Origin of the sequence: Pseudoalteromonas sp. L21, from assembly GCF_021728035.1 — a bacterium.
GTDB lineage: Bacteria > Pseudomonadota > Gammaproteobacteria > Enterobacterales > Alteromonadaceae > Pseudoalteromonas > Pseudoalteromonas arabiensis.
In genome coordinates this window covers 167,834-180,938 of sequence record NZ_JAKKCV010000001.1, presented here as the reverse complement: position 1 = coordinate 180,938, position 13,105 = coordinate 167,834, and the positions used below count along the sequence as shown (strand labels likewise).

Annotated in this window: 9 protein-coding genes and 14 tRNA genes; 12 read left to right on the top strand and 11 right to left on the bottom strand. The window is 40.8% G+C overall.

What is annotated here, in order from left to right:
* Positions 1-18 precede the first annotated feature (18 nt).
* The 6 genes from zipA to msrB all read left to right on the top strand — a co-directional run bounded on the left by zipA (position 19) and on the right by msrB (position 4,646).
* Positions 19-759, top strand: a complete 741-nt coding sequence (zipA, locus tag L3V41_RS00855) for a cell division protein ZipA (RefSeq protein ID WP_237114236.1) — start codon at positions 19-21, stop codon at positions 757-759.
* Positions 760-843: 84 nt separating this feature from the next.
* Positions 844-2,865 carry an NAD-dependent DNA ligase LigA gene (ligA, locus tag L3V41_RS00850; RefSeq protein WP_237127016.1) on the top strand — a complete coding sequence of 674 codons (2,022 nt, stop codon included), beginning with the start codon at positions 844-846 and terminating at the stop codon, positions 2,863-2,865.
* Complete coding sequence (locus tag L3V41_RS00845; RefSeq protein ID WP_062569962.1) at positions 2,858-3,202, top strand: DUF3392 family protein; 345 nt, start codon at positions 2,858-2,860, stop codon at positions 3,200-3,202. The genes ligA and L3V41_RS00845 overlap by 8 nt, the downstream gene beginning before the upstream one ends.
* On the top strand, positions 3,202-3,693 hold the full coding sequence (locus L3V41_RS00840) for a DUF2919 domain-containing protein (protein WP_062569963.1): 492 nt from the start codon (positions 3,202-3,204) through the stop codon (positions 3,691-3,693). Before L3V41_RS00845 ends, L3V41_RS00840 begins: the two co-directional genes overlap by 1 nt.
* 1 nt (position 3,694) lies before the next feature.
* A complete protein-coding gene (locus L3V41_RS00835) occupies positions 3,695-4,138 on the top strand; it encodes a hypothetical protein (RefSeq protein ID WP_237127015.1) in 444 nt (147 codons plus the stop codon).
* Positions 4,139-4,202: 64 nt separating this feature from the next.
* On the top strand, positions 4,203-4,646 hold the full coding sequence (gene msrB, locus L3V41_RS00830) for a peptide-methionine (R)-S-oxide reductase MsrB (protein ID WP_062569965.1): 444 nt from the start codon (positions 4,203-4,205) through the stop codon (positions 4,644-4,646).
* On the opposite strand, the gene L3V41_RS00825 is transcribed toward msrB, so the two are convergent.
* The 11 genes from L3V41_RS00825 to L3V41_RS00775 form a co-directional block, all read right to left on the bottom strand.
* Positions 4,643-6,514 carry an ATP-binding protein gene (locus L3V41_RS00825; RefSeq protein ID WP_237127014.1) on the bottom strand — a complete coding sequence of 624 codons (1,872 nt, stop codon included), beginning with the start codon at positions 6,512-6,514 and terminating at the stop codon, positions 4,643-4,645. The genes msrB and L3V41_RS00825 overlap by 4 nt on opposite strands.
* Positions 6,515-6,588: 74 nt before the next feature.
* Complete coding sequence (locus L3V41_RS00820) at positions 6,589-7,953, bottom strand: sugar ABC transporter substrate-binding protein (RefSeq protein ID WP_062569967.1); 1,365 nt, start codon at positions 7,951-7,953, stop codon at positions 6,589-6,591.
* Positions 7,954-7,976: 23 nt separating this feature from the next.
* A complete protein-coding gene (locus tag L3V41_RS00815; RefSeq protein ID WP_062569968.1) occupies positions 7,977-9,611 on the bottom strand; it encodes a tetratricopeptide repeat-containing response regulator in 1,635 nt (544 codons plus the stop codon).
* Between the two features lie 488 nt (positions 9,612-10,099).
* Positions 10,100-10,175: transfer RNA gene (locus tag L3V41_RS00810), tRNA-Val, on the bottom strand.
* 208 nt (positions 10,176-10,383) lie between these two features.
* A tRNA-Val gene (locus tag L3V41_RS00805) sits at positions 10,384-10,459 on the bottom strand.
* Positions 10,460-10,483: 24 nt separating this feature from the next.
* A tRNA-Val gene (locus tag L3V41_RS00800) sits at positions 10,484-10,559 on the bottom strand.
* A gap of 113 nt (positions 10,560-10,672) precedes the next feature.
* Positions 10,673-10,748 (bottom strand) — tRNA-Val (locus tag L3V41_RS00795).
* A gap of 42 nt (positions 10,749-10,790) precedes the next feature.
* Positions 10,791-10,866, bottom strand: a tRNA-Val gene (locus tag L3V41_RS00790).
* Positions 10,867-10,904: 38 nt separating this feature from the next.
* Positions 10,905-10,980, bottom strand: a tRNA-Val gene (locus L3V41_RS00785).
* 67 nt (positions 10,981-11,047) lie between these two features.
* Positions 11,048-11,123 (bottom strand) — tRNA-Val (locus L3V41_RS00780).
* A gap of 36 nt (positions 11,124-11,159) precedes the next feature.
* Positions 11,160-11,235: transfer RNA gene (locus tag L3V41_RS00775), tRNA-Val, on the bottom strand.
* Between the two features lie 648 nt (positions 11,236-11,883).
* Between L3V41_RS00775 and L3V41_RS00770 the strand changes: the two genes are divergently transcribed.
* The 6 genes from L3V41_RS00770 (at position 11,884) to L3V41_RS00745 (ending at position 13,100) form a co-directional block, all read left to right on the top strand.
* Positions 11,884-11,959 (top strand) — tRNA-Ala (locus L3V41_RS00770).
* 39 nt (positions 11,960-11,998) lie between these two features.
* A tRNA-Glu gene (locus tag L3V41_RS00765) sits at positions 11,999-12,074 on the top strand.
* Positions 12,075-12,203: 129 nt separating this feature from the next.
* A tRNA-Glu gene (locus L3V41_RS00760) sits at positions 12,204-12,279 on the top strand.
* A gap of 168 nt (positions 12,280-12,447) precedes the next feature.
* Positions 12,448-12,523 (top strand) — tRNA-Glu (locus L3V41_RS00755).
* A 167-nt stretch (positions 12,524-12,690) separates the two neighbouring features.
* Positions 12,691-12,766 (top strand) — tRNA-Glu (locus L3V41_RS00750).
* A gap of 258 nt (positions 12,767-13,024) precedes the next feature.
* A tRNA-Glu gene (locus tag L3V41_RS00745) sits at positions 13,025-13,100 on the top strand.
* The last annotated feature ends 5 nt before the right edge of the window (positions 13,101-13,105 follow it).

Here is a 13,105-nt window from a genome sequence, read left to right as displayed (position 1 = left end):
AATAATAAAGGTGAGGGGATGGCCGAAGAATTAAGATGGGCTTTAATCGTAATCAGTGTGTTTGTGATTGGTGGTTTATTAATACACGGACTTTGGTCTGTACGGAAAAAAGACAATCCAGAGGTTACGCAACAAGATCGGGTAGAACCTAACGAAACGACGCAAAGTGTAGCGGATAAACCTGAGCCTGTTGTGCAAGAACGCGATGAACCTGAATTTGGTGATTTAAGCTTTAGTGCTGAGACTGAGTCACGCGAACTTGAGCCTGAAATGGAGCAGCAACCAGTCGTAGAAGAGCAGCCATTAGAGGCTGAATCCGTTACTGATGAGCCGCAGCAAGAAGTGCAACCAACAGACTTTATTATTGTTCACTTGCAAATGCCTGAAGGTTTATCGATGGAAGGCAGCCAATTGCTACCTGCTGTTAATATGCTTGGCTTCAAATATTCAGAAGAAGGCTTCTTTAATCGTCACTTAGACCCTGCGGGTACGGGGCCTGTGTTGTTCCGATTAGTGAATATGTATAACCCTGGTACATTCGATATTGATAATATGGAACAATTTAGTACCGCAGGGGTAAGTTTATTTATGACCTTACCTTGTGAAGGGGACGGCTTGAGTGCCTTTAATATGTTACACAGTGCGGCAAAGAAACTTGCCGATGAATTTGGTGCAACTATTTTAAATAGCAACCGTGAAGAAATGACGGTTGACAGTGTGAGGGAATATGTTGAGAAAGTAAGAAGCTTTTCAGCATAATAGTCGTTGCACATTTATTGTATTTTAGGCCACTTGGCGATGACTCGTTTAAGTGGCTTTTTTATGTAGATTTTTGAGGTTTTCATGTCCAGCCCTATCTTTGAGCAAATTACTCAATTACGTGCCCAGTTAGAAGAGCATAACCATAATTACTATGTGCTGGATGCACCCAGTATTCCTGATGCAGAATACGACCGTTTGATGCGAGAGCTAAATGCGCTTGAGCAAGCGAATCCAGAATTTCAAAGTCCTGATTCACCTACTCAGAAGGTGGGTGGTACAGCACTTGATAAATTTGAGCAAGTAACGCACCGAGTACCTATGTTGTCACTTGATAACGCGTTTTCTGAAGAAGAATTTGCAGCCTTTAATCGCCGAATTAAAGAACGTGTTATGAATCATAATGAGCTGACATTTTGTTGTGAGCCAAAACTTGATGGTTTAGCCGTATCAATTATTTATCGCAATGGCGTGCTTGTCCAAGCAGCCACTCGCGGCGATGGCATGGTCGGTGAAAATATTACCCAGAACGTAAAAACGATTCGAAACGTGCCGCTTAAGTTACGTGGTGATGATATACCTGCAGAGCTTGAGGTTCGCGGTGAAGTATTTATGGATACCGCTGGGTTTATAAAGCTTAATACTGAAGCTCAAAAGCGTGGTGAAAAAGTATTTGTTAACCCACGTAATGCTGCGGCAGGAAGCTTACGCCAACTAGATTCTAAAGTAACAGCAAAACGCCCATTAATGTTCTATGCCTACAGCACAGGTTTGGTTGCTGATGGTCAGTTACCGGAAGATCATTACCAACAACTTGCTAAGTTGACGGATTGGGGCTTACCACTTTGCCCTGAAACAAAGCTGGTTGAAGGTCAACAGGCCGCGCTCGACTATTATCAAGATATTTTAGTTCGTCGCGAACACTTAAAATACGAAATTGACGGCGTGGTGATCAAAGTAAACGATAAAAAACTACAAGAGCGTTTAGGCTTTGTTGCACGTGCACCACGCTGGGCAATTGCGTTTAAATTTCCTGCCCAAGAAGAAGTAACTAAACTGCTCGATGTTGAGTTTCAAGTAGGCCGTACCGGTGCAATTACCCCAGTTGCTCGTTTGGAGCCCGTTTTTGTCGGCGGCGTCACTGTGTCTAACGCAACCTTACATAACGGTGACGAAATTGCCCGATTGGGCGTTAAAATTGGCGACACCGTGATTATTCGCCGTGCAGGTGATGTTATTCCACAAATAACGCAGGTTGTACTTGAGCGCCGCCCTGACGATGCCAAAGAGATTGAATTTCCAGCTACTTGCCCAATTTGTGATTCGCATGTGAAGCGCATTGAAGGCGAAGCGGTAGCTCGCTGTACGGGGGGTTTAGTTTGCCAAGCGCAGCGTAAGCAAGCAATTAAGCATTTTGCGTCACGTAAAGCGCTTGATGTCGATGGCTTAGGTGACAAAATTGTTGACCAGTTAGTTGACCGTGAACTGATTAAAACGCCTGCTGATTTATTTATCCTTAAGCAGGGTCATTTTGAATCACTTGAGCGTATGGGACCTAAGTCTGCTAAGAATTTAGTCAACGCATTGCAAGACGCTAAGCAAACAACGTTAGCCAAGTTTCTATATTCATTAGGTATTCGCGAAGTGGGTGAGGCGACGGCACAAAACTTAGCAAACCACTTTTTAACCCTAGAAAAAATAACTCAAGCAAGCGTTGATGCATTGACTGAAGTCAGTGATGTTGGTGAGATTGTTGCTAAACATGTACGTGGTTTCTTCAGTGAAGAGCATAACATGGACGTTGTTAATGCACTTATAGAGCAGGGCATTCATTGGCCTGCGTTGAGTGCTCCAAGTGAAGATGCGCAGCCATTAGCAGGGCTGACTTATGTTCTAACAGGTACGCTAAGTGAGCTTAACCGTAATGACGCAAAAGCGCGTTTACAGGCATTAGGTGCAAAAGTATCGGGAAGTGTCTCAGCAAAAACAGATGCGTTAATTGCTGGTGAGAAAGCCGGTTCTAAACTGACTAAAGCACAAGACTTAGGAATTGATATTTTAACTGAAGCCGACTTAATCGCATTACTAGGTGAACACAATGGATAGTTTTTTACAGGCAATGTCGTCGCTTGCATTAACTCTAGGTCATTGGTTGCAGCCTCACTTATATAATATTTCGTTATTGTTAGTGGTTTGTTTTTTATCTCTCTATGCGGACGATATCATTAAAATAACAAAGCGTTTTGTGGCACGTCGTCACTTCATTATACGTATTCTGTGTTTTGTGTTAGTCACTGGGTTCGGTATGGGGTTATTGGTTGTATTTATTACCCCTTACTTGAGCAAGCTGCTTATGCTGTTGGGTGTAAAATGGTTGGCTTTGACACTCACAGCTGCCTTTTTAGTATTGGGTATTATCGCTGATAGGAAGAATCAACTGTAATGCGTTATGGGCCTGAATATTGGGATAAATACGGAGCATATAGAACGCCTATAGCTTTTCATTTATCTCTATTAGTACTTTTACGCAGTTACTTTATTTGGCTTATGGCGGCGCTGAGTCGCCGCCCTGATTTAGATATTATGTCGTTATTTTTTAACAGTAAGTCTGATTTCTTTTTTTCTATCGGTATTGCCGCCATTGCTTTATTACCTGCTGTTATATTTTGTTTAAGACGACCACAAGACAACCCTGATAGCGCAAAGCGACTGGCGAGCATATGGCGTTTTATGCGTTGGCCATTAATTTTATGTGCAATCATTGATTTAGGCTGGCTTACATATCAAGCAGCGCATAGTCATTATCAATTTTCATTGTTTCTAGCGTGTCAAATGGTAATTGTATTATGGGTGTTGTTGTACTTACTGAAAAGTCGTTACCTCAGCGTATTTTTTAATGATTGGCCTGATCCAATTATTAAAAAAGGAGAATAAAATGCTTCGTGTTAATAAGCTATTAGCTAAAGTTTCAGTGGCAATTGCGCTCGTTTTACTGCTTTTATGGCTTGTCACACCACTGTGGCATAGTGCTGTTTTTTCATTGTTTGTTATTTTTTGGTGTGTGATTACAAGCTCTGCTTTATACCGAGTTACTCCTTTATTTAAAAACAGAAACCCAGTTGAAGAGTTAATTAAGCGAGATGTTAATCAGCTTGCTTTAATAAGCCTAGCAGGGTTATTTGATTTTAAACGTAAAGCCGAATTTGTGTTAATAGGGCAAATCAAAACAATCAGTGTCGGTGAGGGCAGTATTGTTATCGAAGACATTAATTCACAACGGTTGCATGCGGTACTGAGTGTCTCTAAAGCTGAGATAATTTCACACCTTCATATCATTTTATCAGCGCGTGAACGGCAGAAAATTACAATAACATCTTAAGGCTTGCCGAGCCTTAGCTTTTTGATGTAGTGTCTTGGCATACTTTAAATAGTGAGGAGGCCTTATGTTAACTTGGCAAGATATTTTAGCGTTCGCACAAACTGGTAATCCCACTCCGCCGCGCAGAGTCGAAAAGAGCTCCTCTGAGTGGCAGTCACAGTTAGATGAGCATACTTTTTATGTTACGCGTTTAAAAGGAACAGAGCGCCCACATAGCTCCGATTCATGTACTTTATTCGAACCTGGCAAATACGCTTGTGTATGCTGTGGTAATTTGCTGTTTGACGCAGATGAAAAGTTTGACAGTGGCACTGGTTGGCCTTCATTTACGCAACCAAGCAGCATAGAAAGTATTGCCTATATTGCGGATAACAGCCACGCAATGCAACGTATTGAAGCGATTTGTAATGTGTGCGATGCGCATTTAGGTCATGTTTTTCCTGATGGCCCAGCACCGAGCGGTCTACGTTATTGTATGAATGCTGTTGCCATGAAAAAATGCGACTAATCCAAGTACTGTGCAATAATAAAAATAAGGTGCTCTCGGTATATTGGTTTACTGATTATATAGTCAGTTAGAATATTCGATTGTGCCTTTTCATCTTTTAACGAGGATGCAGTTACTGCGATAATTGGAATGTGTTTAAAACGGTCGTCACTTCGAATTAACTGACATGCTTCAAGTCCACCCATTACCGGCATTTTTAAATCCATGATTATCAAGTCCGGTTGCTGTTGTTCTATTTTTTTAAGCGCGTCTTCTCCATTTATCGCGGTATCGATAGTAAAACTCCAACGTGATAAAAATGACTCTAAATAATCTCTGTTGTAGGGGATATCGTCGACAATTAAAATACGCGCAGGATTAAAGTGGTAGCTGGAGAGAGCAGGGTAGTTGCGATGCTCTACCTCAGCCATTGATTCTGCAAGCTCAATATTAGGAATTGATACAATAAATTCACTGCCTTTATCTTTTTCGCTTAGCACCGATAAATCGCCACCCATTAGTTTAATAAAACGCAGTGAAATTGCTAATCCAAGGCCTGTTCCGCCGAACTCTGAACTGCGCTGCCCCTGCACTTGTTCAAAGTCATTAAAGATTAAATCTTGCTGATCTTTAGGAATACCTTTACCCGTGTCTTTAACATGAATAGCAATATCTATATGACTTTCATCATCATGAGGCTTAAAATCGAAATACACATCTACACGCCCTTGTGAGGTAAACTTTATTGCATTACTGATTAAGTTTGTCAGTACTTGGCGTACTTTATTGCTATCAAGTAATACCGGTGTTTTGAAGCCCTGGTGAGCTGTCACTTTGAAGTCGAGATCTTTTTGGGCACTTAATTGCAAAAACATCATGTTTAATTCATGACAGATAGTCGGGATCTCGACGCGATCTATATCAAGTTGCATTTTTCCAGCGTCAATTTTTGACAAATCAAGAATATCATTAAGTACATTGAGTAATGAACTACCTGAAATTGATATTGCTTCTAGGTAGCGACGCTTATTTTTGTCTGTTTCGCTATCTTGCAGTAACTGGCTAAACCCAAGCACCGCGTTGAGTGGTGTTCTTAACTCATGTGACATGTTTGCTAAAAAGCGACTTTTGGCTTGATTAGATTGTTCAGCTTGCTCCTTCGCATCAATATACTCTTGTGTGCGCTTAGCGATGGTTTCTTCTAATTGACTATGCTGTTCATGCATGCTGTTGATTTGCTGTCTTACCGCTGCTCGCATCATCTTAAAGCCACTTGCGAGGGTACCAATTTCATCTTGGCTTTTAATATTGATAGGGCAGTTTAAATCACCTGTGGTTACAGCATGAGAAAACTCTACAAGTTGTTCTACAGGTTGTAAGATAATTCGCCTGATGATGATATAGGCAATGATCATTGCGGCGAGTAGGTAAATTGCAAATAAAGAGATTGCGTTACTAATGATTGATTTTGTTTTTAGAGCCAAGTCTTTGTCTGAAAAAGTCACAATAACGTAACCTATATTTTCACCTTGATGGTTATCAATGGGGACTGCGACGGCATATTGTTGATCTAAAGACGCAATGGTATTTTGATTTGGATTAAGTTGCTTAAGTATTATTTGGTTTGTTTCTAGCGTATCAATTTTAGATGTGTCAGGATGCGCTGCAATAAAGTTATTCTGATCAATAAAATATATAGTTTCTAGGTCATCGAATGTATTGTTTTTTAAGATGTTCTTTAACGTGATCCCCTGAATTTTTAAAACCCAACTGCCAATGGTGTTATCGGTTGTTAAATTGTCGATTTCTGACAGCATAGGTGAAACGATCGCATCGGCTTTCTCACTCATGTTTAGTAACGTCTGTTCTTTTAATTCAACTACATGCATAGAAGTGCTCACCCCCAAAATTAGGGTGATGGTAAAACCTATAATCATCAAAATTTTATGAGCAATACTGACCCTCATTGTTGAACCGCTCTATTTGACGTTAACTGCTTCATATCGACGTTAATTTTAGTATGGGTGGTTTTTATTGATTCTTTAATATCTGCACCATAAAAGATTTGACTAAATGTATATGAAATGACTTTTCCGATAACCGGAAATTCAACCATGCCCGCTTGTAAGCGATCTGGTGTGGCGTGATCAAATACCCATAGCATAGCGTTATTAAAGCCAGGTTTATTGACAAGAGTGAACAGTTTTTCTTGCCATACTTTTTTTCGCGGAGGTGAGCCGCCAGTACTTAATAATGAAGCGGTTTGTTCACTTGTCGCCCATTGAATGAATAACCACGCAGCTGTTTTATTATTTGAATGAGCATTAATTGTAAACGCCCAAGCCCAAGGAGAGGTTTCTCGTGCAACAGGGCCAGCTGGTAATGGGGCCGCTTCCCATTTATTCCAAATATCGGATTCTTCCGCTGTATCAATTTCATTATAGAAATGTGAGGCTAAAAAAGCGGATGCGAGCTTTCCTTGCTTAAACTGGTTTCGCAACTCATAAAAATGTAAAAGCCGGCTATTGTCTGGTGTGCCATAGCCAGTTACTAAATTGCGATACATCTTTAAGGCATCTTCTGTTTCAGGGCTATCAAACTCAGATTCCCCATGTTCATTAATAACCTGTGCACCGTAAGCGCGCATAATGGGTAAAATAGTCCATGTGTTTAACCCTGCACCAGGCAAGGTGCGAGAGGCAAATGCGTGCATGCCCTTTAATTGCGGGTCAGTATCAATAGCGCGTTGTAATGCTACTTTTGTTTTTAATAGTTCTGCATACGTATCGGGGACTTTAAGATTGAAACGCGTAAATAAGTCTTTTCGATAAAAATAGATTGGCGCAGAAAAATCAAAAGGAAGTGAATACAATGCGCCATTAATGCGACAGAGCGCAAGACTTCGTTCACTAATATCCTCTAATTGATACCAACTTTTATCGGTAATGAGTGGATTTTCTAAATAAGGTGCTAAGGGCTCAATCCAGCCATTACTTTGTGCCTCACCTAAAAAAGTAATTCCCATTGGGTGAACATCATATAAACCAAGTCCTTCACTTAAATCTTGGTGGCGTCTAATACGCATTTGAGATTGTTCAAGTGGGTGAAAGCCGACAGAAATACCAGTTAGCTTCTCGAATAGAGGAATATATGGCTTTAAAGCCATAAAAGCAGGCTGCTCATCAGCTAATATATTTATATGGCTACCAGCTTCACTTTGCCAATTGATCTTTGCTTGTTGCCAGTGTTGCAGCTCTGATGAGGCACTCGTATTAATACCGCCCAGTAAAATGATTAAAAAAAGAAAGTGTTTTAAATACGTTTTCAAAAGAAGCCCCAGTAAATCAGTTTTTAATCAGTAAGCTGTAGGTTCATTTTTGCTGCACGGGCTTTTATTTTTTCAAAACGCGCGGCTTGCTCATCTTCAAGCGTGTGCTTACTCAACAAGCGGTAGCATTTTTTGGCAAGTACAAGGTTGAAGGATTGACCTTGTCCATTGTTATCAAATAAACACTGTAATAGATTTAGCGCAATGCTGGCATTTTTAGGCATGACTCTAAAAGCTTGTGTAAATGCTTCGAGTGCAACATTGAGCTGACCTTTATTAAAATGCGAAACAGCGTGATTGTTTAACTCTTTTGGACCCATTTTGATGTCGCGACGCTCTGTTTGTTGCTGTTGAATATAGCGTACATAAACAGGATCGCTGACAGATGGGTGTCGCTCGCAATGAGTAATTATTTGATTAAAAAGCATTTGCGCTTTGTTATGAAAGCCAAGTTCGTGAAAAGCTTTTGCTTTATCAAGTGCTCCGTCGACAGAGCGAATTTGCGTATCACTTTCATCAAGCTGTTCAATTAGTGCTTTTGCTTTTTGATGTTCATCTTTTAAGTAGTGTAATCGTGCATTTAAAACATCAATTTGAGTTTGGTTATTACTGTTCGGAAACTGCTGTTTTAAATCATTTAAATATTGATTAGTTTGCCTTGAGATACGATTAACTTGATCGCTTTGATCTGTGGTAAGCGCAAAGTCGATGCCTGCGCGTGCGGCATTTAAATAAATATCAGGGTGATCATGAATAGAGTGTTTTGCGTAATTGGCAATGTCTTTTTGTGTTAGGTAATTTTTCTCATAATCATGATTAAGTAAGGAAACGTGACTGAGTGCTTTTTGGCGAGAAATATTACGGGGAGCAATATTAACAGCCTGACTGAAGAAAGCTTGAGCCTCGTCAAATTGGTTTAGTTTAACCTCTAAGCGACCAAGCAAATCAAGTGCGACTAAGCGAGTTTCATTGCGTTGTAACATCGTTTTGAGCATACGCTGAGCGAGAATATGTTCGTTATTCGCGATAAGCGCTTCAACTAAGCCAACTTTAGCCCATGTAAATTTTTGAATATTGAGTACTGACTTGAAGAAAGCTTTTGCATCTTCATTACGCTTTAAGCGGAGTAGGGCATTACCCTTTAACCGTAACAGAATAGCACTATAAGTATTACTCTTATTTTGTAATAGCTCGTCTATGTGCTTAATTGCTTTAGAGTCGTTATCGTCATCAATTAGTTGGTACACACGCTGTAAATGGTATTTACGCATGAGTACTTTTTCGATACGGTTTTTGAGTTCATAAATTGTGTATGGTTTAACAAGAAAGTCATCGGGCTGTAGTTCTAATACACTATGAACTAATGAGCCGCTTGTCTCTGCTGAGATAAAAATAAACCCAGTTGAACTTTTAATATAACGTTTTACTTTTAGCTCTTCATAGAGCTGATAACCATCTTGGTGTTTGCTTAAATTAAATGAGCAAACAATTAAATCAAACTGTTCAACTTGGCATTGCTCCTTGGCAGCTATTGCGTGTTCAGCAAAGCGAAGTTGACGAAAACCTAACCCTTCAAGAGATTGTTTCATGTAGCTTTGAGCTAGCGGCTGCTCTTCCACTATTAATATTTTAGCTTTCGAAAAAATCTTTGTAGGCATTCGACTTGCGACCGAGTGATATTAAAGGTGACTATAATAAACAGTCTAGCTGCTGACAAGGCAATTTGAAGGTTTAGTATAATTAGGACTGATAATTCATGCTAAATAATGGCTTAATTGAGTATTTAAATTTCAGGTATTGAAAAGCTGTTAAATATTTATATGTGTTAGGTCTTACTGGACTTAAACCATTGAGCCTGTGTTTTGTAAAGAGTGGCGATGCTTTTGAAGCTAGAGATAAAAATGAAGTCTTTAAAGAAAGTATTTATATGTGGTGGGTCTTACTGGACTTAAACCATCGAGCCTGTGCTTTGTAAAGAGTGGCGATGCTTTTTTAATTTAGAAACAAAACAAGAAAGTATTAAATGAAGTGTTATATGTGGTGGGTCGTACTGGACTTTAACTATCGAGCCTGTGCTTTGTAAAGAGTGGCGATGCTTTTTTAATTTAGAAATAAAAAAAGAAAGTATTAAATGAAGTGTTATATGTGGTGGGTCGTACTGGACTTGAACCAGTGACCCTCGCCTTGTAAGGGCGATGCTCTCCCAACTGAGCTAACGACCCACATAGAAATTTTTGAAGATTAAATGGTTGGTCTTACTGAACTTAACCACCGAGCCTTTTCGTTGTAAAGAGTTGCGATGCTCTTTTCTTTAAAAAGTAATGGTGGGTCGTACTGGACTTTAACTATCGAGCCTGTGCTTTGTAAAGAGTGGCGATGCTTTTTTAATTTAGAAATAAAAAAAGAAAGTATTAAATGAAGTGTTATATGTGGTGGGTCGTACTGGACTTGAACCAGTGACCCTCGCCTTGTAAGGGCGATGCTCTCCCAACTGAGCTAACGACCCACATATAAATTTTTGAAGATTAAATGGTGGGTCGTACTGGACTTGAACCAGTGACCCTCGCCTTGTAAGGGCGATGCTCTCCCAACTGAGCTAACGACCCATATAATCTTTTTCTTCGCATTCCATTATTTGATAATGGTGGGGTTTACTGAACTTAACCACCGAGCCTTTCCGTTGTAAAGAGTTGCGATGCTCTTTTCTTCAAAAAGTAAATGGTGGGTCGTACTGGACTTGAACCAGTGACCCTCGCCTTGTAAGGGCGATGCTCTCCCAACTGAGCTAACGACCCGCGAAGATTAATCTAAATGAGAACACCACTAAATATATTTAATGGTGGGTCGTACTGGACTTGAACCAGTGACCCTCGCCTTGTAAGGGCGATGCTCTCCCAACTGAGCTAACGACCCATTTAGATTTTTTGTAATATGAAACACCATTTTTAAAATGGTGGGTCGTACTGGACTTGAACCAGTGACCCTCGCCTTGTAAGGGCGATGCTCTCCCAACTGAGCTAACGACCCATATTACATACAGCATATTTTCTTAATGAAAGGACCACCTAAACTTTCTTTGTAAAGTGAAAGTAAATGGTGGGTCGTACTGGACTTGAACCAGTGACCCTCGCCTTGTAAGGGCGATGCTCTCCCAACTGAGCTAACGACCCATTAAGAATTTAGATATGAACACCATTAGTGAATAATGGTGGGTCGTACTGGACTTGAACCAGTGACCCTCGCCTTGTAAGGGCGATGCTCTCCCAACTGAGCTAACGACCCATATCTAAAACAACTCATTGCTGCGTTGTTGTGGGGCGCTATTATAGATAGAGTTGTAAATGTGTCAACACTTGAATGAGTAAAAATGTGTTAGGTGCAGCTTTTATAAACAATCACATGGGCTTTGTGTGTGTTTTGATGAACAATTGCACAGTTTTAGTTATTTATTAGATGATAAGTAAGCTATAAAAGGCTCAATTTTATATTTCACTTTTTATATATATGAAAAGATCGCTCGGTTATAGCTAGTTTGCCCAAATTACAAATAAATAGTAGGGGCTCGGAAACCAGATAATCTAGGCTGCATTAAAAGTGTTAAGCAGCCCAGTAGGGCAGAGTGCTATTTTAACGGCTATATTTTCTTAATCTTATTTTGCATATAAATGTATACCTTTTATAACTGCGTACACTGACGAGTAAGAGCATCGACAATGCAAACTCACGCATTGATCATGAAAAGGTATCGATATTTGTCAAAGTGTTTAAAATATCTTCTCGATGGACTGTTATTTAGTCAGCTTGTTGAAATTTAAATCATTTAAATAAACATCGATAAAAAACTGTTGACTTTATTTGGGGGGCTGCATAGAATGCGCCCCGCACTCAGCGATACACAGCCAAGGTTAATTGGTAGTGTATATGCAAGTCGGGGCTATAGCTCAGCTGGGAGAGCGCTTCGCTGGCAGCGAAGAGGTCTGCGGTTCGATCCCGCATAGCTCCACCAGATTTGCATAGTGTTTGTCCTAGGGTTGCAGTTTTCTGCGTCCCCATCGTCTAGAGGCCTAGGACACCGCCCTTTCACGGCGGTAACAGGGGTTCGAATCCCCTTGGGGACGCCACTTACTCTAAGTAAGTGAGCAATTGCCAGTAAATAAATATGTTAGTCTCGAGTACTTGCATGTTATTTTAGTAACCTTAACTCCGATATGAGTCAAACTATCATTTAATGTCCTAGTGACACATTATGTGTCCCCATCGTCTAGAGGCCTAGGACACCGCCCTTTCACGGCGGTAACAGGGGTTCGAATCCCCTTGGGGACGCCACTTATTTAAGTAGTTTATGTGTAGTGGGGCGGTGACACCGCGCAATCTATGCACGACGTTATCAAGAGTACGAATCTCTTGGGGGCGCCACTTACTTTAAGTGCTGTGTTATTAAAAGCTCGTCTGAATCGAGTTTAACTATTCAGTTGTCCTAGTGACACATTTTGTGTCCCCATCGTCTAGAGGCCTAGGACACCGCCCTTTCACGGCGGTAACAGGGGTTCGAATCCCCTTGGGGACGCCACTTACTAAAAGTGTTGTGTTATTAAAAGCTCGTCTGGATCGAGTCTAACTATTCAGTTGTCCTAGTGACACAGAAACTTTCTGTTTAAGCTAAGGCCATTCGCCTCGCAGGCTCGGTCTCCTCTTACGCAGAAATAGCAAATCAGTGATTTGCAAACCAATTTCTGCGTCCCCATCGTCTAGAGGCCTAGGACACCGCCCTTTCACGGCGGTAACAGGGGTTCGAATCCCCTTGGGGACGCCACTTATTCAAGTAGGTTATGTGTAGTGGGGCGGTGAACACCGCGCAATCTATGCACGACGTTATCAAGAGTACGAATCTCTTGGGGACGCCACTTACTTTAAGTGCTGTGTTATTAAAAGCTCGTCTGAATCGAGTCTAACTATTCAGTTGTCCTAGTGACACAGAAACTTTCTGTTTAAGCTAAGGCCATTCGCCTCGCAGGCTCGGTCTCATCTTACGCAGAAATAGCAAATCAGTGATTTGCAAACCAATTTCTGCGTCCCCATCGTCTAGAGGCCTAGGACACCGCCCTTTCACGGCGGTAACAGGGGTTCGAATCCCCTTGGGGACGCCACTTAT